The sequence below is a fragment of the Luteibacter anthropi genome (assembly GCF_023699965.1).
Taxonomy (GTDB): domain Bacteria; phylum Pseudomonadota; class Gammaproteobacteria; order Xanthomonadales; family Rhodanobacteraceae; genus Luteibacter; species Luteibacter anthropi.
Genome location: NZ_CP077072.1, coordinates 817679 through 843390 on the forward strand (window position 1 = coordinate 817679; position 25712 = coordinate 843390).

At 65.7% G+C, this 25712-nt stretch carries 24 protein-coding genes; 6 read left to right on the forward strand and 18 right to left on the reverse strand.

What is annotated here, in order from left to right:
• Nucleotides 1-21: 21 nt before the first annotated feature.
• From pdsR to KR767_RS03760, 5 genes are all read right to left on the reverse strand, one after another.
• Entirely contained in the window at nt 22-711 is a 690-nt protein-coding gene (gene pdsR, locus KR767_RS03740; RefSeq protein ID WP_166952254.1) for a proteobacterial dedicated sortase system response regulator, read from the reverse strand.
• A gap of 451 nt (nt 712-1162) precedes the next feature.
• Nucleotides 1163-1924, reverse strand: a complete 762-nt coding sequence (locus KR767_RS03745; RefSeq protein WP_250878145.1) for an SEL1-like repeat protein — start codon at nt 1922-1924, stop codon at nt 1163-1165.
• A gap of 77 nt (nt 1925-2001) precedes the next feature.
• Nucleotides 2002-2676 (reverse strand): ribulose-phosphate 3-epimerase, encoded by a 675-nt coding sequence (gene rpe, locus KR767_RS03750; protein WP_250878146.1) that lies wholly within the window; start codon nt 2674-2676, stop codon nt 2002-2004.
• Nucleotides 2677-2895: 219 nt separating this feature from the next.
• On the reverse strand, nt 2896-3699 hold the full coding sequence (gene djlA, locus KR767_RS03755) for a co-chaperone DjlA (RefSeq protein ID WP_166952245.1): 804 nt from the start codon (nt 3697-3699) through the stop codon (nt 2896-2898).
• Nucleotides 3696-4007: a c-type cytochrome gene (locus KR767_RS03760; RefSeq protein ID WP_166952242.1), complete on the reverse strand. Its 312-nt coding sequence runs from the start codon at nt 4005-4007 to the stop codon at nt 3696-3698. Before KR767_RS03760 ends, djlA begins: the two co-directional genes overlap by 4 nt.
• Before the next feature lie 256 nt (nt 4008-4263).
• On the opposite strand from KR767_RS03760, the gene KR767_RS03765 reads away from it, so the two are divergent.
• The 4 genes from KR767_RS03765 (at nt 4264) to KR767_RS03780 (ending at nt 6425) form a co-directional block, all read left to right on the forward strand.
• Nucleotides 4264-5160 carry a phosphoribosylaminoimidazolesuccinocarboxamide synthase gene (locus KR767_RS03765; protein WP_166952239.1) on the forward strand — a complete coding sequence of 299 codons (897 nt, stop codon included), beginning with the start codon at nt 4264-4266 and terminating at the stop codon, nt 5158-5160.
• Nucleotides 5161-5274: 114 nt separating this feature from the next.
• On the forward strand, nt 5275-5742 hold the full coding sequence (locus KR767_RS03770) for an Mpo1 family 2-hydroxy fatty acid dioxygenase (RefSeq protein WP_166952236.1): 468 nt from the start codon (nt 5275-5277) through the stop codon (nt 5740-5742).
• A complete protein-coding gene (locus KR767_RS03775; RefSeq protein WP_250878147.1) occupies nt 5742-6152 on the forward strand; it encodes a hypothetical protein in 411 nt (136 codons plus the stop codon). The genes KR767_RS03770 and KR767_RS03775 overlap by 1 nt, the downstream gene beginning before the upstream one ends.
• Before the next feature lie 90 nt (nt 6153-6242).
• The gene (locus KR767_RS03780) at nt 6243-6425 is read left to right on the forward strand and encodes a DUF2061 domain-containing protein (protein WP_166952230.1); all 183 of its coding nucleotides are present in this window, start codon (nt 6243-6245) and stop codon (nt 6423-6425) included.
• Here the strand turns inward: KR767_RS03780 and KR767_RS03785 are convergent.
• A complete protein-coding gene (locus KR767_RS03785; RefSeq protein WP_250878148.1) occupies nt 6408-8522 on the reverse strand; it encodes a beta-agarase in 2115 nt (704 codons plus the stop codon). The two genes, KR767_RS03780 and KR767_RS03785, sit on opposite strands and share 18 nt — an antisense overlap.
• An 84-nt stretch (nt 8523-8606) precedes the next feature.
• Entirely contained in the window at nt 8607-9923 is a 1317-nt protein-coding gene (locus KR767_RS03790) for an APC family permease (protein WP_250878149.1), read from the reverse strand.
• Between the two features lie 195 nt (nt 9924-10118).
• On the opposite strand from KR767_RS03790, the gene KR767_RS03795 reads away from it, so the two are divergent.
• Nucleotides 10119-10577, forward strand: a complete 459-nt coding sequence (locus tag KR767_RS03795) for an REP-associated tyrosine transposase (protein ID WP_250878150.1) — start codon at nt 10119-10121, stop codon at nt 10575-10577.
• 230 nt (nt 10578-10807) lie between these two features.
• Here the strand turns inward: KR767_RS03795 and lpdA are convergent, their stop codons facing one another.
• The 3 genes from lpdA to KR767_RS03810 all read right to left on the reverse strand — a co-directional run bounded on the left by lpdA (nt 10808) and on the right by KR767_RS03810 (nt 15444).
• The gene (lpdA, locus tag KR767_RS03800; RefSeq protein ID WP_250878151.1) at nt 10808-12607 is read right to left on the reverse strand and encodes a dihydrolipoyl dehydrogenase; all 1800 of its coding nucleotides are present in this window, start codon (nt 12605-12607) and stop codon (nt 10808-10810) included.
• A gap of 16 nt (nt 12608-12623) precedes the next feature.
• Entirely contained in the window at nt 12624-14312 is a 1689-nt protein-coding gene (gene aceF, locus KR767_RS03805; RefSeq protein ID WP_250878152.1) for a dihydrolipoyllysine-residue acetyltransferase, read from the reverse strand.
• A 283-nt stretch (nt 14313-14595) separates the two neighbouring features.
• Entirely contained in the window at nt 14596-15444 is an 849-nt protein-coding gene (locus KR767_RS03810) for a mechanosensitive ion channel family protein (protein ID WP_166952212.1), read from the reverse strand.
• A 232-nt stretch (nt 15445-15676) separates the two neighbouring features.
• On the opposite strand from KR767_RS03810, the gene KR767_RS03815 reads away from it, so the two are divergent.
• On the forward strand, nt 15677-16534 hold the full coding sequence (locus KR767_RS03815) for a PA4780 family RIO1-like protein kinase (RefSeq protein WP_166952209.1): 858 nt from the start codon (nt 15677-15679) through the stop codon (nt 16532-16534).
• Between the two features lie 31 nt (nt 16535-16565).
• Here the strand turns inward: KR767_RS03815 and KR767_RS03820 are convergent, their stop codons facing one another.
• The 8 genes from KR767_RS03820 to mltB form a co-directional block, all read right to left on the reverse strand.
• The gene (locus tag KR767_RS03820; RefSeq protein WP_250878153.1) at nt 16566-17303 is read right to left on the reverse strand and encodes an rRNA pseudouridine synthase; all 738 of its coding nucleotides are present in this window, start codon (nt 17301-17303) and stop codon (nt 16566-16568) included.
• 189 nt (nt 17304-17492) lie between these two features.
• Nucleotides 17493-19808, reverse strand: a complete 2316-nt coding sequence (locus KR767_RS03825) for a carboxy terminal-processing peptidase (protein WP_166952203.1) — start codon at nt 19806-19808, stop codon at nt 17493-17495.
• 28 nt (nt 19809-19836) lie between these two features.
• Nucleotides 19837-20835 carry a lipoyl synthase gene (lipA, locus tag KR767_RS03830; RefSeq protein ID WP_250878154.1) on the reverse strand — a complete coding sequence of 333 codons (999 nt, stop codon included), beginning with the start codon at nt 20833-20835 and terminating at the stop codon, nt 19837-19839.
• A 13-nt stretch (nt 20836-20848) separates the two neighbouring features.
• Nucleotides 20849-21517 (reverse strand): lipoyl(octanoyl) transferase LipB, encoded by a 669-nt coding sequence (gene lipB, locus KR767_RS03835; RefSeq protein WP_250878155.1) that lies wholly within the window; start codon nt 21515-21517, stop codon nt 20849-20851.
• A 179-nt stretch (nt 21518-21696) separates the two neighbouring features.
• Nucleotides 21697-21987, reverse strand: a complete 291-nt coding sequence (locus KR767_RS03840) for a DUF493 family protein (protein ID WP_166952194.1) — start codon at nt 21985-21987, stop codon at nt 21697-21699.
• Between the two features lie 10 nt (nt 21988-21997).
• Entirely contained in the window at nt 21998-23218 is a 1221-nt protein-coding gene (locus KR767_RS03845) for a D-alanyl-D-alanine carboxypeptidase family protein (protein ID WP_166952192.1), read from the reverse strand.
• A gap of 37 nt (nt 23219-23255) precedes the next feature.
• Nucleotides 23256-24488, reverse strand: a complete 1233-nt coding sequence (locus KR767_RS03850) for a septal ring lytic transglycosylase RlpA family protein (RefSeq protein ID WP_345779908.1) — start codon at nt 24486-24488, stop codon at nt 23256-23258.
• Nucleotides 24489-24631: 143 nt separating this feature from the next.
• A complete protein-coding gene (gene mltB, locus KR767_RS03855) occupies nt 24632-25666 on the reverse strand; it encodes a lytic murein transglycosylase B (RefSeq protein ID WP_425483516.1) in 1035 nt (344 codons plus the stop codon).
• Nucleotides 25667-25712 lie beyond the last annotated feature (46 nt).

Genomic DNA, 25712 nt, shown 5'->3' on the forward strand with positions numbered 1-25712 from the left:
GCGCGCTCCTACAGCGACCGATCAGGGTGTCCAGCGGTAGCCGACGCCGTGCACCGTTTCGATGGCGTCGAAGTCTGGCGCCAGCGCCACGAACTTCTTGCGGATGCGCTTGATGTGCGAGGTGATGGTGGCATCGTCCACCACCAGTTCCGCTTCGCGCATGAGCTGGTCGCGATTCTTCACGTGGCCGGGGAAACGCACCAGCGTGTGCACCATCCAGAACTCGGTGACGGTGAGCGGAATCTCGATGTTGTTCCAGGTGACCCGCATGCGCTCGGATTCCAGGCGCAGCGGACCATGCTCGATCACCGTCTCGCTCGCCGCCGGCGTCTTCAGCGACTCGATGCGGCGGAACAGCGCCGCGATGCGCGCGGCGAGCTGGTGCAGGCTGGTGTCCTTCGACAGGTAATCGTCGGCGCCCAGGCGCAGGCCGGAGATCACGTCGAAATCGGAATCGCGCGCGGTGAGGAAGATCAGCGGCAGCGTGGCCGACTTGGCACGCAGTTCGCGGCACAGGTCGAAGCCGCCTTCCGGCTCGTCGCCCAGGCCGATGTCGATGATCACCAGCTCCGGCAAACGCATGGCGAAGGCGTTGGATGCCTCGGCGCGCGAGCCGTAGCCCCGCGCCTCATAGCCGAAGCGATTGAGCGCCTCGACGTAGTTGGCACGGATCAGGGGTTCGTCTTCGACAATGGCGATGCTGCGGGCCATGGGTATTTCCGTAAAGTGAATCGGCGTGCGCAGGGTGCAACGCGCAGGGCCTTACCGCAAGCGATTAAGCCCCTTCACGCCGCTTTGCCCGGGCTTTGCCATAAACGGCCTGTAGATTGCCCCGGCGTCGCCGCTGCCGCCGCCCCACCGGGCGATGAACTAGGCACCACGGCGGCCCGTACCCGACCCGCTCCGAAGAGACCCCATGAAGACCAAGCTCGACGCCGACAACACCGAACTGGAACGCAACTTCGAACCCCTGCGGGTGATGCTCGCCCTTGGCGCGCTCGTGCTGGGCATCCTGTTCGGTCTGCACTGACTTCGTGGAACGTGCCAGGGATGGCACAGGAGCGACCGGCGCGCAGGGAAGTGCGCCGGTCGAGGGGCCTGGACGCCGGTTCCCGTCGATTGACCCGTTTCCCCTCTGGACGCTCCTTCAGCCGGAGCCCCTTCACTCCCCCGCCGGTTGGCCGGGGGAGCTTTTTTGCGAGCGCGCCGAGGCATCGCCTATCGGCACCAGCTGCATGTCGCCGACGGTGACGTGGGTGGAATACCCGTAGAAGAACTCCGCCTTTCGCGTCTGCAGGAAACGGGTGAAGGACAGCGCGCTCTGGGCGCCTGCCATGCCGGGTGCCATGCCGTTGGGCGAGGTGAGGCCATCGATGAAGATGCCCCCGCCGAAGTCGGCCAGCCAGGCGATCTGCCGGTACTCGCGATCAAAGCGCCGCTCGGCTCTGGGAGCGGCTACCTCGTCGGCGTACTTCGTCTTCAGGTCCTTCCAGTAGACGTTGGCCTGGGCCAGTTCTTCGGGCGATACCGAGCGAAAGGCGGAAATGAAGGCCGGCTCATAGGTGGGGTCGTGCCGCTCGGCCGAAAGCGCCAGCCAGGCCAGGCCCAGCGGGCGGTTTTTCTCCATGCGATCGCCGTTGAAGTACATGATGCCCAGGGCGTACTGGGCCGGCTTGCTGGCCCAGGCGGCGGCATCCTTGAGGCTTTCGCGCGCCGCGCCGAATTCGCCGCTCCAGTAATGGCGCGTTGCCGAGCAGAAGTAGTATTCGCCGGGCAGGAAGCGCTCCAGGCCGCCTGGACAGAGCGAAAGCAACTCCCCCACCTTGTCTTTCTGGTCGGGCAACGGTTGCGGGCGTTCGCCGGCAGATGCGCTGCCGGCGAGGATCAGTCCAAGGCACAACGATAGAACGACAGTCGTCTTCATCGGCGGTTCCTCCGCGATTCGCTCCCCCGAGCGAAGGGGAACATATCACCTGTCGCGTTGGCTCGCCGTGGAGCGATTCAGCCGGCGTCGATCGCCGCGTGCATGCGGCGGATCACGTCCGCGTAATCGGAGGCCGTGAAGATGGCCGAACCGGCGACGAAGGTGTCTGCGCCGGCGGCGGCGATCTGGCCGATATTGTCGGTGTTGACGCCACCGTCCACTTCGAGACGGATGGCGCGGCCGCTGGCATCGATGCGCTCGCGCGCCTGGCGGATCTTCTCCAGTGCATGCGGGATGAACTTCTGGCCGCCGAAGCCCGGGTTCACCGACATGATCAGCACGATGTCGATCTTGTCGATCACGTGATCGAGCCAGTTCAGCGGCGTGGCCGGGTTGAATACGAGACCGGCTTCGCAACCTTCGTCCTTGATGAGCTGGATGGTGCGGTCTACATGTTCGGACGCTTCGGGATGGAAGCTGATGCTGCGCGCGCCGGCCTTCGCGAAGTCGGGCACGATGCGATCCACCGGCTTCACCATGAGGTGCACGTCGATGTGCTCGGTGATGCCGTAGTCGCGCAGCGCCTTGAGCACCATGGGGCCGATGGTGAGATTGGGGACGTAGTGGTTGTCCATCACGTCGAAATGCACCCACTGTGCACCGGCGTCGAGCACCTTGCGCGTGTCCTCGCCGAGCCGGGCGAAATCGGCGGAGAGAATGGACGGGGCGATGATGGGGGATTGCTTGGCCATGGGGGGATACCGTTCGGTTTCAGCACAAGCCGCCAGATTACCGCAGTCCGCTTCCGTAGGAGCGCGCCTTGCGCGCGACCGGTATGGACGGGGTTTATTGGCGTACCTGATCCGGGGGCATCTGGAAGCTGCGCTTTGTGGCGATAGGTGCGGCTTTTTTGCTTCGTTGGCTGTCGCGCGCGAGGCGCGCTCCTACAGAAGGCTGGCGGCTGACAGGGCTTACTTGAAGCCGCGTTCGGCCTTGATGCGTTCGTAGGCGGCGTTGATTTCGCTGGCGCGCGCTTCTGCGCGGCGGCGCATGTCTTCCGGCAGGTCGCCCAGACGGTCGGGGTGGTGCTCGGAGATCAGCTTTCGGTAGGCGCGCTTGATTGCTCGTTCATCGGAATCGCGCTGGATGCCGAGCACGGCATAAGGATCAGGCCCCTGCGTGTTCCGCTGCGGAGGCACGTAGCCGCCACCGCCGCCACCGTAGGAACGATTGCCACCGCCCGTGCCGGCGTTCCACGCATAGCCCTTCATGGCCATCAGCGCCATGAGCTCCATGTCGCTCACGCGCAGCGCAAAGGCCAGCTGGCGCAGGATCGCCATCTTCTCCGGCGACGGCGCGCCTTCGGCCAGCACGGTGTCGATCACCACGTCGATCACCGGGAAGGCGTGGTCACGGCGATGGCCAACCCACTGGCGCAGTTCGTCGATGACTTCAGTGGCATTGAACTCGGGCTGCTTGCCCTCGTTGAACGCCTCGATGGCCCGGCGGCGCTCGTCCTGGTCGAGGCCCATGCGCGACATCATGCGTTCGGCAATGGCGATTTCCGCTTCGGAAATGCGGCCATCGGCCTTGGCGACCGCGCCGATCAGCGCGAACAGCGGCCCCACGTAACCGCCCTGGGCAGGCGTGCGGCGACGTTGCTGGCGACTGGCGTCGAACATGAAGCCCAGCGCACCGCCGATGAGGGCGCCGAGCAGGTTGTGGGTGAGCCACATGCCGATGACGGCGCCGATGAGCGTACCGGAGAAGTTCATGGAGCGGCCCTGGAGGGGGTCTGTGCGGAGAACCACTCGGCAAGCTGGTCGAGTTCCGCGTCATTGAGGGGACCGACCGCCGCACGCATCACGGGGATGTTGCGGCGGCCGTCGCGATACTGGTGCAAGGCTTCGCGCAGGTAGTCGAGCTTCTGTCCAGCGAGATTCGGCGCCCCGGGAATCCGCGCCATGCCGTTTTCGCCGTGGCACGCCGCGCACAGGCCCAGGCGCGCCGGCTTCGTGGGCGGCGCGGCGAGGACGGGGGCGGAGAGGGCCAGGGCGATAGCCGCGGTCGTCAGGATTCGCATGGACAAGGTGTGGGGACGGAAGCGCCCGATTCTAGCAGGCCCCTCACCTCCCCCGTGCTGCCCCAACCTACACCGCGCGATCTGTAGGAGCGCGCCTGCGCGCAACCGGGTTCAGAGAGGTGCGCTGGACGGCGCTACCCCCTCAAAGCTATCGATTCCATGGCGGTTTCGCTTCGTCGGCTGTCGCGCGCGAGGCGCGCTCCTACAGGCAGGGTCGGTACAATGGGGGGATTCCCCGCCTCACCGGAGCCCCGCCGTGCCCACCACCCTGAGCCAATCCGACCTGCCCGGCCTGGACCTCATCCATCGCGGCAAGGTCCGCGACGTCTACGCCCTGCCCGGCAACCGCCTGCTCATGGTGGCGACGGACCGGCTCTCGGCCTTCGACGTGGTGCTGCCCGACCCGATTCCGGGCAAGGGCGAGATGCTCACCCAGATTTCCAACTTCTGGTTCGCCAAGACGGCCCATATCATTCCGAATCACCTCACCGGCGAGGATGTCGCCTCGGTGCTGCCGCCCGGTGTCGATCCGGCGCTGTACGCGAAGCGCGCGGTCGTCACCAAGCGCCTGAAGCCGGTGCCGGTGGAAGCCATCGCACGCGGCTACATCATCGGTTCGGGCTGGAAGTCGTACCAGGCCACGGGCGATATCTGCGGCATCCGCCTGCCGGAAGGCCTGAAGCAGGCACAGAAGCTGCCGGAGCCGATCTTCACCCCGTCGACCAAGGCGGCCGTGGGCGACCACGACGAGAATGTCAGCTTCGAGAAGGTGGTGGCCGACGTGGGCGCCGACCTGGCCAACGCCGTGCGCGAGGCCACGCTGAAGATCTATCGCTTCGCTGCCGAATACGCGGCCGAGCGCGGTGTGATCATCGCCGATACCAAGCTGGAATTCGGTACCGACGAACACGGCGTGCTGCACGTGATGGACGAGATGCTCACCCCGGATTCCTCGCGTTTCTGGCCGGCCGACGAATACCAGGTGGGCATCAGCCCGCCTAGCTACGACAAGCAGTTCGTGCGCGACTACCTGGAGCGGATTGGCTGGAACAAGCAGCCGCCGGCTCCGAAGGTGCCTGCCGATGTCATCGACGGCACGGCCGCGAAGTACGCCGAAGCGCTGGCAAAGCTGGCCGACCTGCGCCTGGGCTGAGCCTTCCGCCCGTGGCGAAATGCGGCATCGCGAATTGAGCCGGATGCCCGGGCGGTGTAGAAGGTGGAAGCGTCCAATGCAGGACGCTTTCCGCCAAGGCAGACCACCCAACCCATGCGCGATGCAGCTACCTGGTTCGGCAACTACAGCCGCGACCACCAGAACCCCACCAACCGCCTGATCCACTGGATCTGCGTGCCGGCGATCACCTGGACCGTCGTGGCACTGGTGTGGCTTATCCCGGTGCCGTCCTGGCTGGGGCGCCCGGGCCTGTGGGCCGTGCTGGCGATGTTCCTGGCGTTCTGTTTCTACTACTACCGGCTGTCGCGAAAGATCGGCCTGGCCATGGCCGGAGCCTTCCTCATCCTGGCCTTCGTCACCGACACCCTTTACCAGGGCCTGGGCATCACGGGGCTGGCGTGGCTCGCCATCGGCGTCTTCGTGGTGGCCTGGGTGGGCCAGTTCATCGGCCACAAGATCGAAGGCCGCCGGCCCTCCTTCTTCACCGACCTCCAGTACCTGCTGATCGGCCCCGCGTGGCTGATGAGCAAGGCGCTGGGTCGCTTCGGCGTCAGCTACTGATGACGCAATCGCTGCTGACCCTGCTCTCGGCTGCCATCTGGTGGATCATCTATTCCAGCGCCGCCGCGGTGATACCCGCCGTGATGGTCTGGGCGGCGCTGCGCTGGCTGGAACGCGTGCCCGTGGTGTTCAACCGGGCCTACCTGGCCAGCCTGCTCTGGGCCCTGGCCATCGTTGCCACCTGCGGGCTGGTGATTGCCGCCCAGCACGGCAGCGCGGCCGGGCAGTCGCTGTTCGCCCTGCCCTGGATGCGCGGCGTGCTGGTGGCCGACATGCTGCTGGGCGCCTTCCTCATCTGGCGGCTGGTGCCGCGCATCGACGCCCGCCGGGTGAAGCCCACCAGCGCCTGCATGGCCGTGGCCCTTGTCATGGTGGTGGTGCTGGTGGTGGGAACCACGATCCATCGATAGGAATCCCCTATCGGGATCATCCAAAGCATCTGTTGGACTCTGGGGATGGCGCCCCCATAATGAGATTCATTCTTATTGGAGAGTCCAGCCATGGCCAGGAAAATCAAATACGCGGCGACGCATTTCAGCATCGCCTTCTCGATGAGCTATGCGGTGAACCAGAACGTCGCCATCAGCGCCCTGGTGGGCATCGCCGAGCCGTTCGCCTTCGCACTGGGCCGTAACGTGGCCCGCGAGACCCGTGCCGGTTTCCAGCTAACGCCCGCCGCCTGATCCACCACCGACGCGCGCGTTGACGGTGGTCACGGCGCGGGTAAAACCTTCGAACGGGATGTCGGTGATGCCGACCAGCCCGATATGCGCGTTCTCGCCATCGAGGATGCGTCCGGTGACAGGCTGGTCCACATACTGGAACCAGTGGGTGCCGACGATCACGCCCGACGCGGCCGCTGCGTCCACGAAGCGCGCATAGGCCTTGCCCCGCTCTTCCTCGTTCGCCACCGCCGCCACGCCATTGCCGAAGGGGCCGCGGTCCGCCGAGCCGAAATGGAACTCGGTGATGAGTACCGGTTTATCCCACTTGCGAAATTCGGCAACATCGAAGCCGTGTTCGGGCAAGTCTGTATAGGTGTTGATGCTGGTGACATCGGCGAAATGCGAACTGGCTTCTTCTACTTCGGGCGTGCGCACGGCGAGGCGACCACCCAGGAACATGTGGTGCGGGTCGGCCTTCTTCAGGGTGTCGGCCACGGTCTGGAAATAGCGGGTGGCATAGAGCTTCAGGAAGGCGATGTAGTCGGCGGCGATGGCCGGGTGCGCTTCGGAAGGATCCGGCGCATGGAATCCGGCGGCCTCGACGTGATTCCAGTCATGCGCTTCCACGCCCCATGCCTTCGCGAAGGCCACAGCGTCCGGATACGTTTTCTTCAGATACGCGAGAAAAGCCTGCTTGGCGGGACTGTCGGGCCCTTGCACCAGTGAGCCCACGGCAAGCGCCCAGCGCCCCTGGGGACCCTGCCCTGCCCACGCCAGTTCGTTATCGGCGAAGTAGCCCAGCAGCCAGGGATCGTCGCGCACGTTCTTGGTCGCGTTCGCCACGGCGGTTTCGGTCGCACGCACGAAGCGTGGATCGAACGGATCGGGCATGCGTCCCCAGTAGTCGTAACCGGTACTCACCGTGTTGAAGTCGCCGCGGATCAGGATGGGCACGGTATAGGCCATGCGCTTGTCGTTCACGAAGGCCGGATCGCTCCAGTTTCCGAGCGTGTTGAAACGCCAGGCGCGCAGGCGATCAACGCTGCGCTTGCGCCAGGACGCTTCGATGTTGCCGTCGAACGTGCGGGCGACATTGTTTGCGTAGATATCCCACCAGCGGCCGTGGTTCATGCCGTTGTCGCGCTGCGAGCCGTTGTTGCTGCGGCTGTCCGCCGCGCCGCCGTAGGGACCGTTCGCACCGTTAGTGTCGGTGAACATGAACTCGCGCCCCTGCACGTAGGTGCGACCGTCGGTGCGGTTCACGGCATTCACGCCCAGCGAGAAGAAGGCATGGCCTTCTGGCGTGACGAGCCACCAGCGGTTGCCTTGCTTCTGTGCGTGGAACCAGCCGGTGACCTTCATGGCGGGAAGATCGGTGCGACCACCGTAGCGGTCGAGGCCTTGCACGTCGGCAGAGGCCGTCACTTCGTTGGCGCGTTTCTTCAGTGCGGCGTCGCTGTCGATCTTTTCAGGCCATGTGGCACGCGTGAACTGGCCGTAGCGATCGACGATGCCCGTGTAGGCCGCGCGCAAGTCGTCATCGCCGGCCACGGCATCCAGCTTGCCGAACAGCACCGTCTGCGCTGCGCCGGGCTGGGGCATGGACAACGTCACGGATTGCACCGCGCTGGCATCGAACGCGCCATCGACGTTCGTGGCGACGAGGCGCTTGGTCGCTCCGTCGTCGAATGGCATCGGTGGGCCGACCTGCATGCCGAATGCGCGCGGCGAGGTGGCATGCAGGGGAATCGAAAGAATCTGCGGCGGACCAGGTGGCAATCCCACCGTCGCCTTCAGGTGTTTACCATTCGATGCAACATCCACCAGCAGGGTGACCGGCCAGGGCATGCCATTCTGCACGTCCAGGCGCAGCGTTCCATCGTTTGACCACGACCAGGCACCCTGGGTCGGTGCCAGCACGACGGAAGGCGATGGCGAGGGCTTGAACGTCACCGCGACAAGGTCGCGGCCGTCCGCCGCCTTGCGCACGGTGGGATCGACGGACGCATCGGTCGCCGTTATCCGGAGTGCATCGCCAGGATGCGTGAGATCCAGCGTTCCCGCGTGGGCGGAAGCGATGGTGCCTGCCAACAGAAGAGGAATGATGGGACGCATGAGCGGACCTTATCACTGTAGGAGCGCGCCTCGCGCGCGACCCGGTTACGCCCCGGTCATCCCAGTCGCGCGCAAGGCGCCCTCCTACTTGCGGCGGCGCCAGAGGTAGTAGACGGGAACACCGATCGCGATGATCAACAGGCTCATGCCAGCGTTCTGCGGTTGGGCGATGGCCGTGGCGGCGATCACGCAAAGTACCGTTGTCGTGAAGATAAGCGGCACCACGGGGTAGCCAGGTACGAGGTACGGCGAAGGCTCCGATTTCAACTTGCGTCGATACCAGAAGATCGTCGCGATACCAAAGGCATGCGACAGCCACTCGCCTACGGTCGTGTAATCGACCAGCGCTTCAAAGCTACCCGAAAGAATCAGCGCAATCGCCCAGCCACCCAGCGCGATCAGCGCGATCTGCGGTGCATTCGTGCGCGGGTCGATACGCGCGATCGGTTTGAAGAACATGCCATCGGCGCTCATCACCTGGAGCACGCGCGCACCGCCCGCAATGGCGATGCTGCAATAGCCGAAGGTGGAACAGGCGATACCGACGGCAATGACCGTGGCGCCGGCTTCGCCGAACACACGGCGCATGAGGTCGGCCGCAGGCGCCGTGCTCGCCGCGAGGCCGGCATGTCCCAGCCCCGCCATGTAGGCGATGTTCACCAGCACATAGCACACGACCACGCTGCCCATACCGAGACCGAGCGCACGCGGAAGGGTGCGTTGCGGGTCGCGCACTTCTCCGGCGAGATCGTTGAGGTAGTGGAAGCCGCCGTACGCGAACATGGCCGGCAGCAATGCGCCGATAAGCATGCTCGTCGGCACCTCGCGGGTGGTGTCTGCGACGAAGGCGAGCCCCAGATGACCGCGTGCAAGGTACAGGCCCACCACGATCAGCAACGCCACGGCGCTGAGCTTCAGGATGGTGAAGATGTTCTGCATCAACGCGCCGGCACGGATGCCGAACAGGTTCACGGCGACGATGAAGCTGATGGCACCGACGGCGATGGGTTTGACCCATTCGTGCGGCAGGCCTACGGCACGCGCGGCGTAATCCGCGAACGTGGTGGCCACCGCGGCGACGCTGCCGGGGTAGTTGATGAGGGCCATCGTCCAGCCGAAAAGGAAAGCCGGTAGCTGGCCGAAGGCTTCGCGCAGGTAAACGTAGGTGCCGCCGGCCTGGGGGCGCCTTGCGCCCAGTTCGGCGTAGCAGAGCACGCCGGCCAGGGTGAGCAGGCCGCCGATGGTCCACAGAAGGATGACTTCCGTGCCGGAGCCCGTGCTCTTGGCCACCGCCGCAGGGGTGCGGAAGATGCCCGCGCCGATGACGCCGCCAATGACGATCATCGCGGCATCCCAGATGCCGAGGCGACGGAGGTAATGAGCGGGCTGAGGGGCTGGCATCCGGCGACGATGCCATAAGCGACGGCGGTGTGCGATAGGCCGTGCCTGGCGATTTGTAGGAGCGCGCCTTGCGCGCGACCGGGAAAGACGGTGGATCACCAGGGCTCCGGCGTCTACGCCTTGTCGGCTGTCGCGCGCAAGGCGCGCTCCTACAGGAGGATGCTTTGATGTCGAACTATCAGCGACGGTTACGGGATGACGTTCAATACCGGACATTCACGCCTGCGCCATGGTCGCGTTTCCGAAACTGGCCGCATCCATCTCGTCACTACGGTGACCTGGAACCGCGCTCCCGTTTTCCGCGATTACCGTGCTGCCCGGATTGCCGCGCGCATCATCCACGGAAGATCAACCTGGCGGCAGGCCGAGTGCCTGGCATGGGTATTGATGCCGGATCACTGGCACGGGCTACTTCGCCTTGATGACGGAGGCGACCTGTCCAAAGCGGTGGGAAAAATGAAATCGTTGGTTGCGCGGGCGTTTCGGGAAGAAGGGCGAACGTCTCCGCTATGGCAGCGGGCGTTTCATGACCGCGCGCTTCGTGAGGACGACGATCTGAAAGCAGCGGCACGGTATATCGTGGCCAATCCGCTCAGAGCCGGACTGGTGCACCGGATAGGTGATTACCCGTACTGGAATGCCGTATGGCTGTAGGAGCGCGCCTTGCGCGCGACCGGGGAGCCCTGGGAATGACAAGGGTTCCTGCATCTGCGCCCTGTCGGCTGTCGCGCGCGAGGCGCGCTCCTACAGGGGCATCGACCATGCCATGCCGCGTGACTGTAGGAGCGCGGCTTGCGCGCGACCGGGGAACCCTGGGAATGACAAGGGTTCCCGGATCTACGCCTTGTGGGCTGTCGCGCGCGAGGCGCGCTCCTACAGGGGGCTTACTTTTTCTTGGGGATGTACAGGTCGGTGATCGTGCCTTCGTACACCTCGGCAGCCATGCCGACGGATTCGCCGAGCGTGGGGTGCGGGTGGACGGTGCGGCCGATGTCGCCGGCTTCGCAGCCCATTTCGATGGCAAGCGCCAGCTCGGAGATGAGGTCGCCCGCGTGCGGACCGACGATGCCGGCGCCGACGATGCGATGGGTTTCCTCGTCGAAGATGAGCTTGGTGAAGCCTTCGGTGCGGTCGATGCCGATGGCGCGGCCGGAGGCCACCCACGGGAACTTGCCCACGCCGATCTTCAGGCCCTTTTCCTTCGCTTCGCGCTCGGTCACGCCGACCCAGGCGATTTCCGGATCGGTGTAGGCCACCGACGGGATCACGCGTGCGTCGAAGAAGCTCTTCATGCCCGCAGCCACTTCAGCGGCCACCTTGGCTTCGTGCGTGGCCTTGTGCGCCAGCATCGGCTGGCCCACGAGGTCGCCAATGGCGAAGATGTGCTTCACGTTGGTGCGCATCTGGCGGTCGACCGGAATAAAACCACGATCGGTCACTTCCACGCCGGCCTTGTCCGCACCCACCTTGTTGCCGTTCGGCGAGCGGCCGACGGAAACCAGCACGCGATCGTACAGCGTGGTTTCGGGGATGCTGTCGCCTTCGAAGGTGACTTCGATGCCCTTCTTCGTGGCTTCGGCCTTTACCACCTTGGTCTTCAGGTGGATGCCCTTGTAACGCTTGGCGATGCGCTGCTGCAGCGGCTTCACCAGGTCGATATCAGCGCCCGGCATGAGCTGGTCGGCGAGTTCGACGACGGTGACTTCCGCGCCCAGCGAGGCATACACGGTGGCCATTTCCAGGCCGATGATGCCGCCGCCGACCACGAGCAGTTTCTTCGGCACGTCACGCAGTTCCAACGCGCCGGTGGAGTCGATGATGCGCTCGTCGTCCCACGGGAACGACGGCAGCTTCACCGACTGCGAACCGGCGGCGATGACGGCGTTTTCGAAGCGGATGAGCTTCACGCCATCGGCCGTCTGGACTTCCATCTCGTTGGGCGAGATGAAGCTGCCCACGCCGGTGACGGTGCGTACCTTGCGGGCCTTGGCCATCTTGCCGAGACCGCCGGTGAGCTGGCCGACCACCTTGTCCTTGAACGAGCGCAGCTTGTCGAGATCGATCTTCGGCTTGCCGAAGCTGATGCCGTGCGCGCCAATGGCTTCGGCTTCCTCGATCACGGCAGCGGCGTGCAGCAGCGCCTTGGACGGGATGCAGCCCACGTTGAGGCAGACGCCGCCGAGCGTTTCATAACGCTCGACCAGCACGGTATCCAGGCCGACGTCGGCGCCACGGAATGCGGCGGTGTAGCCGCCCGGGCCCGAGCCCAGCACGACGAGCTGGCATTCGATGTCGGCCTTGCGACCGGAGGCGCCGGCCGCCTGCGGAGCGGCAGCGCGCGGAGCGTCCTGCTTCGGCGGCGGCGGGGCCGGCGACGGCGCAGGAGCCGCCGGGGCGTCCTTCACCGAGGCCTGGCCGACGGCCTTTTCTGCCGCCGGCTGCTCGCCTGCGGCTTCGATGGTGGCGATGACGGTGCCTTCGTTCACCTCGGTGCCGACCTGGACCTTGATCTCGATGATCTTGCCGGCCTGCGAGGCGGGCACGTCCATCGTGGCCTTGTCGGATTCGAGGGTGATGAGGCTCTGGTCCTTCTCGACGGTGTCGCCGACCTTGACCAGGATCTCGATGACCGGCACGTCGTGCGAGCCGCCGAGGTCGGGAACCTTCAGTTCGATGTTTGCCATGATCGTGTCCCTCGCGTCAGAGCAACAGGCGACGGATGTCGCCGAGCTGCTGGGCCAGGTACACGGCGAAGCGCGCGGCCAGCGCGCCGTCGATGACGCGGTGGTCGTACGACAGCGACAGCGGCAGCATCAGGCGCGGCGCGAATTCCTTGCCATTCCACACCGGCTTCATCTGCGCCTTGGAGACGCCGAGGATCGCCACTTCCGGTGCATTGACGATCGGCGTGAACGCCGTGCCGCCGATGCCGCCGAGCGAGGAGATGGAGAAGCAGCCGCCGCTCATGTCGGCCGCGGTGAGCTTCTTGTCGCGCGCCTTCTTCGAGATGTCGCCCAGTTCGGCGGCGAGTTCGAGCAGGCCCTTCTTGTCGGCGTCGCGGATCACCGGCACGACGAGGCCGTCCGGCGTATCCACGGCGATGCCCACGTGGAAATACTTCTTGAGCGTGAGCTTCTCGCCCGTCTCGTCCAGCGAGGCGTTGAAGGTGGGGAATTTCTTGAGGGCCGCAACCACCGCCTTGATCTGGAACACCAGCGGGGTGACCTTGAGGTCCTTGTTTTCTTCGCCGAGCTTCTTGCGGAAGGCTTCCAGCTCGGTGATGTCGGCGTCTTCGAACTGCGTGACGTGCGGAATCATCGCCCAGTTGCGGGCGAGGTTCGCACCGGAGATCTTCTGGATGCGCGACAGCGGCTTTTCTTCCACTTCGCCGAACTTCGAGAAGTCGACCTTGGGCCACGGCAGGAGGGTGAGACCATTGCCACCGGCCACGGCGCCGCCAGCGGACGGACGCGCACCGGAGGTCATCACGTTCTTGACGTAGGCGGTGATGTCTTCGCGCTGGATGCGACCGCCACGGCCGCTACCCTTCACCTCGGCCACGTCCACGCCCAGCTCGCGCGCCAAGGCGCGCACGGCGGGGCTGGCGTACGGGGCGTTGCCCGGCATGATCACCGAGGCGTCGAACGACACCGGCGGCGTGCGCGGCGTACCGCCGGCAGGAGCCGCTTCAGACTTCGACGGGGCCGAAGCGGCTTCGCGCGCAGGCGCGGGGGCCGGGGCCTCGGAAACGGTGGGCTGTGCGGCCGGTGCCGGAGCAGCGGCTTCGCCACCGCCCTGGCCTTCGAGGATGGCGATCAGGTCGCCGTCGTTCACTTCGTCGCCGACCTTGACCTTGATTTCCTTGATGACACCGGCGGCAGGCGCCGGGATGTCCATCGTGGCCTTGTCGGATTCGAGCGTCATGAGGCTCTGGTCTTTCTCGACCGTATCGCCGACCTTGACCATGATCTCGATGATGGGTACCGGCTTGCCGCCGATGTCCGGGACATTGACGTCGACCGGGCCGGAAGCCTTGGACGGTGCGGCGGCCTTGGCGGCGGCCGGAGCCGGGGCGGGAGCGGGAGCGGGAGCCGGCGCGGCGGCCTTTTCTTCCTGCTTCGGCGCTTCGGCCCTGGCGGCCGGGGCATCGCCCTCGGCTTCGACCAGCGCGATCACGGCGCCTTCGTCGACCTCGTCACCGACCTTGACCTTCAGTTCCTTGATGACGCCGGCGAACGGCGCAGGAACTTCCATCGTGGCCTTGTCGGACTCGAGCGTCACCAGGCTCTGGTCCTTCTCGACGCGATCGCCGACCTTGACCATGATTTCGATGACGGGAACCGCTTTGCCACCGATATCGGGGACGCGGGCTTCTTTGACGTCGGCCATGGAACCTCCTGAGGAACTTGCGGCGACGGGCGGCGAACCCGGCGTCGGGGGAAGAAAGGGCGCCGTGCTGCGGCGCAACCCATCGATTGTAATCCCTCAGAAGCCGATTCCCACGATTCAAACGATTGTTTAGGACATTCCGCCCTTCTGTAGGAGCGCGCCTTGCGCGCGACCGGCACGGAGAAAAGCGTTTCCAGGTCCGCGCCTTGCGACCGGAAACGCCCCGTTTTTACCCGGTCGCGCGCAAGGCGCGCTCCTACAAGGGGTTGCAGGACGCAGGGTTTCAGGTCGCCGGGGTTTCGGGGGCGGCCGGGTTGATCAGGCGGATCTCGCTCTGCGGGAAGGGGATGGTGATGCCCTCGTCGGCGAAGCGCTCCTTGATGCGGCGCAGGAGGTTGGTCTGGGCGCCGTACATGTCGGGGACGTTGGCCCAGGCACGGATCACCAGGTTCACGGCCGAATCGCCGAGGGTGTCGGTCCAGACGCCCGGGGCCGGATCCTTCAGGATGCGCGGATCGGCGGCGAACAGCTCCTGGATCACCTCCATGGCCTTGCCGATGTCGTCGCCATAGCCGATACCCACCTTGAACTCGAAACGACGGGTACCGCGCACGTTGAAGTTGATGATGGCATCGCCACCCACCTTGGCATTGGGCACCACGGCCTCGCGGTTGTCCGCGGTGACGATATAGGTGTGCATGAGATTGATGTTCTGCACCGTGCCTTCGACACCGCCCACCAGCACGTAGTCGCCAATGCGGAACGGGCGGAACAGGATCAGCAGCACGCCCCAGGCCAGGTTGGACAGCGAGCTGTTCAGAGCCAGGCCGATGGCCAGGCCGGCAGCGCCGAGGGCGGCGATGAACGAGGCCGTGGGAATGCCGGCCATGCCCATCACCTGGACGATGATGAAGGCGATCAGCAGGCCATAGATGGCGTTGCGCAGGAAGTTGGCGAGCGTGACATCGACACGCGCCCGCTCCAGGGCGCGGCGGCCGACGTTGGCCAGGCGTGCGGCGATCCAGATGCCGATGACCAGCGCAACGAGCGACAGGCCGATGCGGATGGCGTAGCCAATGAGCAGCACGCGCGTGGCGTGGTCGATGCCTAGGTGGTCGAGAAAATCGATCATGGGCGGGCCCTTGCCTCTGTGGAATTCGTGGCAAAGGCTAGCAACGGGTTTGTGAATACCCGGTTTCTGTATCCGCGGATATCGATCCGGATCGATGACACCACCGCGATCATGGGCCGACCTGCGCTTCCACCGGCTCATGGAAACGGCAGCAATGGTCATATCTCTCTGAAAATGCGAAAATTTGCGGTTGAAGGCGGCCCTCGAAGCGCCAACGACCCACCCGGATACCGTGAAGACCCCACCAGGATTGCAGGCGCTGATCGATGACGGCGTCATCGATGAAGTGCTGCGCCCGCTCAAGAGCGGCAAGGAAGCGGCTGTGTATGTCGTCCGCAGCGGCGACGACGTGCGCTGCGCGAAGGTCTACAAGGACATGGCCCAGCGCAGCTTCCAGCAGCGCGCCCAGTACCAGGAGGGTCGCAAGGTCCGCGGCAGTCGCGAAGCCCGCGCCATGGAGAAATCCACCAAGTACGGTCGCAAGCAGCAGGAAATGGCCTGGAAAAACACCGAGGTGGATGCGCTGTATCAGCTGCGCGATGCCGGTGTGCGCGTGCCCGTGCCCTATGGTTATTTCAACGGCGTGCTGGTGATGGAGCTCGTCACCGATGCCGACGGTTTCTCCGCGCCACGTCTTGGCGAGGTTGAGCTCACCGCCGGACAGGCACGGGAGTACCACGGCGTGCTGGTGCGGCAGGTGCTGCTGATGCTTTGCTGCGGGCTGATCCACGGCGACCTGTCCCCGTACAACGTGCTGGTCGCGCCGGATGGCCCCGTGGTGATCGACTTCCCGCAGGTCGTCAGCGCCGCCGGCAACAATGCCGCGCGCACGATGCTGCTGCGTGACGTCAACAACCTCACCGCGTATCTCGGGCGCTGGGCCAACGAACTGCTGGAAACCTGGTACGGCGAGGAGATGTGGGCGCTGTTCGAGGCCGGCGAACTGCATCCGGATACCGTACTTACCGGTGAATTCACGCCGGACGAATCCGAGGTGGATCTGGACAGCATCCGCCAGTCGATCAACGACGCCCGCGAGGAAGCATTGATCCGGCAGCAGGGTCGTGAAGCGGCGGAAGAAGATTACTGACGCAGTGGCAAGGCGTCAGTACATACGTGATTCAAAAACGCTCGCCTACCGGCAGATAACGCCACTGGCCCGCAGGCATTGCGCCATTCGGGCCCTTGCCCAGGCCGATCTTGCCGATACGAAGGCGACGGATCGAGATCACATCCAGATCGACCTGCGCGCACATGTCGCGCAACTGGCCGTCACGCACGCCCTTGATGGCGAAGCGCAGGCGGGTTTCGTTCTGCCAGCTGACCTTGCATGGTTGCAGGGGACGGCCCTTGTAGCTCATGCCACGGGAGAGTTTCGCCAGGCCATAGGGAGCGATCTGGCCGCTGACTTCCACCACGTATTCGTGCTCGATGAGGTCGGCGTCGTCGGTCAGGCGGCGCCATACGCGGCCATCCTGGGTAAGCACGACGAGGCCGCTGGCTTCGGTGTCCAGCGATACGAGCGGGGTGAGGCGATGGAAGTGGCGGCGTAGCAGGCGTTCGCCGCTGGGATCGTCGGCCCAGCGGGTTTCCGGGGTCACGAGTGCGCTGGCCGGGCGAGTGCCTTCGATGGCGTGGAAGCCGGCAGGTTTGTGCAGCAGGATCGTGGCCGGCTCCACCGCGTCGAGGCGGGCCTCGGGGTCGAGTTCGACGCGCTCGTCGGTGACCTTGTGTTGCGGCAGTTCGATGACGTCGCCGTTCACGGACACCCAGCCGTTGCGGATGAATTGCTCGGCGTCGGCACGGGAAAGGCCGAACTGTTCGCAGACGCGATGGGCAAGCCGGACGGGAATGGACATGAAGCAAACCTGCTGTTGTAGGAGCGCGCCTTGCGCGCGACCGGGTGTGACGGAGAAATCGGTCGCGCGCAAGCACGCTCCTACAGAAGAGGGTTGCATGCGGCGGAAGAGAAGGGCCGGTCGCGCGCGAGGCGCGCTCCTACAAGGGCTGGGCGCGGCCGGTGTGTGGTACCGGCCCCGCGCAGGGTTTTACGGGCTGTTCGGAGCCGGCTTGTCGGCCTGGGCCGTCTGCGGAGCGTCGACCTTGCGGCCGCCGTACGGCAGCACCTGGGAGGCCAGCTTCGCATCGCCCTTGATGAGCGCCACTTCGTCGCTGACGATGTGGGCGGCTTCATCCATCGGCGTGTCCTTGGCCTTCTTCGCGTCGGCTTCCTGCTTGAGGTCGGACTTGATGCTGCGCTCGTTGGCGTTCAGGCCGTCGTCACCGCTGTTGTCATCCGTGGTGTCCAGGGCGCTGTCACCGAAGATGGCCTTGCGACGGTTGCGGAAATCGGCCTGCGTGGCGTCGAACTGCTTGCGCTCGGCCATGCGGGTGGCGAAGTTCAGCGAGATGTCGGTCTTGTCGCGCATCTTCTTGTACTGCGCCAGCTCGTCGAGCATCAGCTTCCACGCCGGAGAGCTGGCCACGCGCGCTTCGTGCTTCTGGTTGAGCGGGCCGAAGATGGGCTTCAGGTTCGCCACCGGCTTGTAGTCGGCCGGATCGATATGGCGCCACGGCAGCGCGTTGTCGTAGGTGGATTCGCCAAATTCCTTCGCGTCGCCGTTTTCCGGGAAGCGGACATCGGGCGTGACGCCGTGCAGCTGCGTGCTGTCGCCATTGATGCGGATGAACTCGGCGATGGTCATCTTGAGTTCGCCGTACTTGGCGTCCTCACCCGTGGTGGCCTTGCCGAACTTGTCGAGGTCGACGAGGTTCTGCACGGTGCCCTTGCCGAAGGTGGGCTCGCCGATGATGATGCCGCGGCCGTAATCCTGGATGGCGGCAGCGAAGATTTCCGACGCCGACGCCGAACCGCGATTGACCATGACAGCCATGGGGCCATCCCACGACATGCCCGGGTCGTCGTCGCCCTGTGCTTCCACCTGGCCACGTGCATCGCGCACCTGCACGACCGGGCCGGTGTCGATGAACAGGCCGGTGAGTTCGGTGGCTTCGTTGAGCGAGCCGCCGCCGTTGTTGCGCAGGTCCATGATGATGCCGTCGACCTTTTGCGCCTTGAGCGCGGTCAGGAGCTTCTTCACGTCGCGCGTGGCGCTCTTGAAGTTGGCGTCGCCGGCACGGCGCGCGCCGAAGTCCTGGTAGAAGGTGGGCAGCTCGATCACGCCGATCTTGCGGGTGACGTCGCCGTCCTTCACGTCGATGACCTTCGACTTGGCGGCCTGCTCTTCCATCGTGACCTTCTTGCGTACCAGGGTCACGATCTCATGCTTGCCATCCACGCCGGCATCGGCCGGGAGGATTTCCAGGCGCACCGTGGTGTCCTTCTTGCCACGGATGAGCTTGATCACGTCATCCTGGCGCCAGCCGACCACGTCGACCATGGTGCCGGTTTCGCCCTGGCCGATGGCGACGATGCGGTCGCCGGGCTTCATCTTGCCGGACTTGATCGCCGGGCCACCAGGGACCAGCTCGCGGATGGTGGTGTAGTCGTCGCGTGCCTGCAGCACCGCGCCGATGCCTTCCAGCGAAAGGCGCATGGCGATGTCGAACGCATCCGCCGCACGGGGGCCGAGGTAGTCGGTGTGCGGATCGGTGGAGTTCGCATAGGCCGTCATGAAGGCCTGGGTGGCGTCTTCGTCGTCGAGCTGGCGTACGCGGGTGATGTAGTTCGCGTAGCGCTTGTCGAGCGTCTTGCGGATGTCGTCGTCGCTCTTGCCGGCCAGCTTCAAGCGCAGCCAGTCGTTCATCGTGCGCTTGCGCCAGATGTCGTCCAGCTCGGCCTGGTCCTTCGGCACCGCGGCCTTCTTGCGGTCGAAGTTGAAGCTCTCGTTGCCGCTGAGGTCGAAGCCTTTCTTCAGCAGGCCGCGCGCGAAGTTCATGCGATCGACGGCACGCGTGATGTACAGGTTGAACACCGAGAACGGACCGGAGAGGTCCTGGTTCCAGATGGCGTCGTCGAACTGCGTCTTCAGCGGTTCGAACTTGGCCATGTCTTCCTGGGTGAAGAACACCTTCTCACCGTCGAGCGAGTCGAAGTAGGCCTTGTAGATCTTGGCCGACATCGCGTCGTCGAGCGGCTGGGCCTGGTAGTGGAATCGGGTGAGGAAACGCGCGGAAAGCTGCGCGGCCTGGGCCTCGGCTGCGGTGGGCTTGAGCGGAAGGCTGGATTCCTTGCGCTGCGGCTCGGGCGAGGTGGCGGCCTCCGAGGCGTCCTTCGGCTGGGGGGCCGAACTCTTCACCGGCGGTGTCGCGCCCGGCTGCGGCTGCTGGGGAGCATTCTGGGCTTGCGCCCCTGCGGTAGCGAGGACCAGCAGGAGGGCGAGCGACACGGGGCGAAGAGTCATGTAATGGAGGCCTCGGAATGCTGTTCGGTTATTCGACGACGCCGGCGGCGTGGGCCATCAGGTCGGCATGGTAGGAGGATCGCACCAACGGGCCGGAAGCGACATGGGAGAAGCCCATGTCCTCGCCGGCGACACGCAGCGCCTCGAATTCGTCCGGCGTCCAGTAGCGGACCACCGGGTGATGGTGCGCCGTCGGCTGCAGGTACTGGCCGATCGTGATCATGTCGACGTCATGGGCGCGTAGATCGCGCATCGTCTCGATGACCTGGTCGTAGGTTTCGCCAAGGCCCAGCATGATGCCGGATTTGGTGGGGACCTCCGGGTGCTGCGCCTTGAAGCGCTTGAGCAGGTCGAGCGACCACTGGTAGTCGGCACCCGGGCGCACTTCGCGGTAGAGCTGCGGCACGGTTTCGAGGTTGTGGTTGAAGACATCCGGCGGGAAGTCCTTCATGACCTCGAGTGCGCGCTCCATGCGGCCCTTGCCGCGGAAGTCGGGGGTGAGGATCTCGATGCGGATGTTGGGGCTGGCATGGCGCACCGCGCGGATGCACGAGGCGAAGTGCTCGGCACCACCATCGCGCAGGTCGTCGCGGTCCACCGAGGTGATCACCACGTACTTCAGGCGCATGTCGCGGATGGTCTCGGCCAGGCGTGCCGGCTCCAGCGGATCCGGAGCCAGCGGGCGGCCGTGGGCCACGTCGCAGAACGAACAGCGGCGGGTGCAGACCTCGCCCAGGATCATGAAGGTGGCCGTGCCCTTGGAGAAGCACTCGTGGATGTTCGGGCAGGAGGCTTCCTCGCACACCGTCACCAGCGAGTTTTCGCGCAGGCGCGCCTTCAGCTGCTGCACGGCGTTGCCCTGCGGCAGGCGTACGCGGATCCAGCTGGGTTTGCGCAGCGCGGGCTGATCGGCATCGAAGCCCGCGCGGTTCAGCGCGATCTTGTCGTTGCCGAGCATCTTCTCGCCGGGCTTGTCGACGACGGCGATGGGGATGCTGCGGGAGGGGGAAGTGGCTGTCTGGCTCATGATGACTAGGCCTTCAGACCGCAAGGCGCGCGGGGAGTTCGGGGAGGGAGGCGTCGGCCGACACGGCGTGGAAGCCAAACTGCTTGCAGAATTCCTGTACCAGGACGTCTTCCACGTCTGCCAACCGCGACGGACCGCCCAAGTCTATCACCTGGGTGGTTTCCAAACCCTTGTAGCCGCAGGGATTGATGCGGTGAAAGGGCTCCAGGTCCATGTTCACGTTGAAGGCCAGGCCGTGGAAGCTGCAGCCCCGGCGGATGCGCAGGCCCAGCGCGGCGACCTTGGCCCCGGCGACGTAGACGCCCGGGGCACCGTCCTTGCGTTCGGCGCCGATGTTCCACTCGCTCAGGGTGTCGATCAGGGCCTGTTCGATGCGGTCCACGAGCTCGCGGACGCCCACGCCGACGCGGCGCAGGTCGATCATCGGGTAGGCCACGATCTGGCCCGGGCCGTGGTAGGTCACCTGCCCGCCCCGATCCACGCGCACCACCGGGATGTCGCCGGCGAACAGCACGTGTTCCTCGAGGCCCGCCTGCCCCAGCGTGAACACCGGGTCGTGCTCCAGCACCCACAGCTCGTCGACGGTATCGTCGGTGCGGTTGTCGGTGAAGGCGCTCATGGCCTTCCAGGTGGATTCGTAGGGGACGCGCCCCAGCCTGCGGACGTTGAGGGGGAGGGTCATGGGAATGGGAGCGGTGGTGGGCAATGCCCGGAACCTATGGGCCCGGGAGCCGATATACAACTGCAGGAGCGCGCCTTGCGCGCGACCGGGGAACCTGTCGCCGCACCGATCGCGGTGAGGCGTCACCGGAGGCCGTCGTTCTTCCGGTCGCGCGCGAGGCGCGCTCCTACAGGGCTGCGTTACATCGTGAAGCGGATGTTTTCGTCGGCGCGCAGGGTACTGTGCGCCTCGAGGTACTTCTCGCGGCTGGGCGCCACGAACGAGACCGTGACCGACTGGTAGTTGCCGGCCGGCGTCAGCTTCGTCGACAGGGTTTCGTGGAGCACTTCCAGGCCGATACCGTGCAACAGCGCCGGGACGTGCTTGTCGAGCCCGGCGTTCGCGTTGCCGATGGCGGTGATCTCGAACTCACCGGGAAACTGGAAGCCCTTGCCGTCTTTCTGGGCCTGGCTGAAGTCGATCTCACGCATGGCGTGCTCCTTACTTCTTGTCGCTGTCGCTATGGAACCACAGCATGATCGTGTCCCACAGGCGCGAGAAGAAGCCGCCTTCCGGTGCGTCGTTCAACGCGACCAGCGGGACGGTGACGACGGGCTGGCCGTCGAGCGTCACACGCAGGGTGCCGACCTGCTGGCCCTTCTTGAAGGGGGCGATCAGGGTGGACGGCACGTCGAGGTTGGCCTTGAGCTTGTCGTAGTCGCCGCGCTTCACGGAAACCAGCACATTCTCGCTGACGCCCAGCGGCAGGGTGTTTTCGGCGCCCTTCCACAGCTTCGGCGTGGCCAGCGGCTTGTTGGCGTCGTAGAGCTTGTGCGCTTCGTAGAAGCGGAAGCCGTAGTTCATGAGCGCCAGCGCGGAATCGGCGCGGCCCTTTTCGCTGCCTGCGCCCATCACGATGGCGATCATGCGGGCATCGCCCTGCTTGGCCGAGGCGGCGAGGCAGTAGCCGGCGGCGGCAGTGTGGCCGGTCTTGATGCCGTCGACGGTGTTGTCGCGCCACAGCAGCAGATTACGGTTGTGCTGCTTGATGCCGTTCCACTCGAATTCCTTCACGGCCGAGATAGCGTAGTCCTCGGGGAAGTCGTGGATCAGCGCGCGCGACAGGATCGCGATGTCGCGGGCCGTCGTGTAGTGGTTGGCAATGGGATAGCCCGACGCGTTCTCGAAGTTCGAGTGCGTCATGCCGATCTGCTTGGCATAGGCGTTCATCAGGTTGGCGAACGCCGGCTCGGAACCTGCGGTGTGCTCGGCGAGCGCGATGGCCGCGTCGTTGCCCGACTGGATGATGAGGCCGTAGAGCAGATCCTTCAGCGGCACCTGGCTGTTGAGCTTCAGGAAGCTGGTGGAACCGTCGGTGCCGGCACCGCCGCCACGCCAGGCGTTTTCGCTGATGGTGACCGGGTCGGTCATGTGGATCTTGCCGTTGGCGACCTCGGCGGAGACGACGTAGTCGGTCATCACCTTCGTGATCGAGGCCGGCTCGACCTGGAGGTCGGGGTCCTTCGACGCGATGATCTGCCCCGTGTTGTAGTCCATCAGGACCCAGCTCTTGCCCTCCACATCCGGCGGCGGCGGCACCGGCGCCTCGGGCATCACCGGACGCGGGACGCTGGGACGGGGCGGCGTCTGCTGCGCCACGGTCACGCCGGCGACGAGCGCGGCGGCGGCGAAAGCGAACAGGGAACGGGGCAAGAGCTTCATCGTTTCAACGGTCCAGTCAAAGCAGGAAAAAAGAGGGTCAGTCTACCGCGACCTGGGGCCTGGGCAGGCCCATTTTCTCGATCTGGTCGGTAACCTTGTCGGCGGTGTCTACATCGGCCAGCGGCCCTACCCGGACCTTGCGCACGCTGCGCCCGCCGATGGAGGTCTCGATCACGCTGACGGGCCCGAGCCCCGCGCGATTCAGCTGGTCGGCCACCCGGGAGGCGTTGGCCATGTCCGAGAAGGCGCCCACCTGGAGGTAGATGCTGGGTTTGCCTAGCACGGCCGGACCGGCGGGGCTCGTCGCAGCGGCAGGCTGCGCCGTGGCGGCCACGACCGGGGCGGTGCCGGTCTTCGGGGGCGATGCAGGGGCCTGCGTGGCCGGCCGCGACTGGGCGGACGACGGCAAGGGCGTATTCGAGGCCTGCTGGCCGGCGGATGGCATCGGCGGCAGGGCTTCCGCGGCGGTCACTCCGGTCATGCCGGGGATGTACTCCGGCGGCTCGCCCGTGCTCGTGGAGGATGCCGGCTTCGGCGAGGTAGCGACGATGGTAGCCGCGGCCACGCTGGCAGCCGTGGGGGCCGTACGTGCGGAGGGAGGCGGCGGCGAGGCAGCGGGGCGTGAAGGCGGTGGGGGTGCGCTCACCGGCGCCGGGCGCGGTGCCGTCGCGACGATGGGTGGCGCCGTATTGCTGCGCGGGTCGGAAGGGTCGATCGCACGGACTTCGACCAGGCCGGTGCCCTTGGGCCACACGCCGATTTTCACGGCGGCGGCGAACGAGAGGTCGATGACGCGGTTGTCGTGGAACGGCCCGCGATCGTTGACGCGCACGATCACGCTCTTGCCGTTCTCCAGGTTGGTGACGCGCGCGTAGCTCGGCAGCGGCAGGGTCTTGTGCGCCGCCGAGAACTGGTACATGTCGTATTCCTCGAGGTTCGAGGTTTTGTAGCCGTGGAACTTGTTGCCGTAGAACGAGGCGATGCCTCGTTCCACATAGCCGCGGGGGCTATCGAGCACGGTGTAGCTCTGGCCCAGCACCGAGTACGGCGACTTGTTGCCGTAGAGCGAGCGCGGCTCCACTTTCGGCACGGGCTCGGGGAGCTTGCTGACGTCGGGAATGTCGGTGGGCACGCTGTCGCTGCGCGAGCGATAGCGCGACGACTGCGACTTGCTGATGTCGTCGTAGCCACGCGACGACTTGCTGCCGCCACGTGAGCCCGGACGGGTGTTCTTGCCGCCTCCGCAAGCGGTGAGTACGAGCGCCAGCATCACGATCACGATGACCTGTAGGAGCGCGCCTTGCGCGCGACCGGTCGTCGCGATAGATACCGGTCGCGCGCAAGGCGCGCTCCTACAGGTCTTGCGTGCGGGAATCCTGCTCCCAACGATCACCGCCCCCACGGTGTTCCCCGTCATCGCGCGTTCGGTCCTTTCACGCGGGCGCGGATTTCCTGCGCCAGCTGATCCACGGCCAGGGCGTACATCGGGCTGCGGTTGTAGGTGGTGATGACGTAGAAGTTCTGGAAAGTGAACCAGTATTCGTCACCCGCCGGCCCATCGAGGCGCACCAGCTGCGCGTCGCGGCCCGGGTCGAGATGCTGCACGGGGGCGAAGCCGTCGGCCACGAAGGCCTCCACTGGCGCCACGGGCTTCCAGTTCTTCGGCAGGTCCGGCGCGCGGGCACGGCGGTCCGGCTGCGCGCGGGCGACCACGGGGCCACCGGTTTCCCAGCCGTGCTGGGCGAAATAATTGGCCACGCTGGCGAAGATGTCACCCATCGAGCCCTTCATGTCGATACGGCCGTCGCCGTCGTAATCCACGCCCCACTCGCGGATCGAGGTGGGCATGAACTGACCCCAACCCTGCGCGCCGGCATAGGAGCCCGTGAGGGTGTCCAGCGGGCCGCCGAGATGATTGGACGGCAGTTCGAGAAGGGTCTTCAGCTCGCCACGGAAGAACGGCGCACGCTTGGGGTAGTAGAACGCCAGCGTCGTGAGCGCATCGAGCACCTTGTACTTGCCCGTATTGCGGCCGTAGAAGGTCTCCACGCCGACGATGGCGACGATGTATTCCGGCGGCACGCCGTACTTGCGGCCGATGGTATCGAGCAGCTGGCGATGGGTGCGATAGAACTCGGCACCGGCGGCGATACGCTCCTCGGTGAGGAAGATCGGCCGGTAGTCCTTCCACTGCTTGCCCTCGGCCGGACGGTTCATCGCATCGATGATCGACTGCTGTTTCTTCGCGCCATCGAGCAGCTTGTTCAGCGCCGCCGGACTCTTGCCCGTATCGCGCGCCACCTCGCGCACGAGCGCGGCCTGCCCCGGATGGGTCTCGGCCTGCGCCGCGACGGCGGCGAACATCAGGGGAAGTGCCAGCATCGCGCCGGCAAGGCGCGGGAGGAAGCGTACGGGGCGGGCGCGGCGCGCGATCAGAACATCATCCATGCGCCGAAGCGTAGCACGCGCCACGGCGCTGGCCATGGCACGCTTC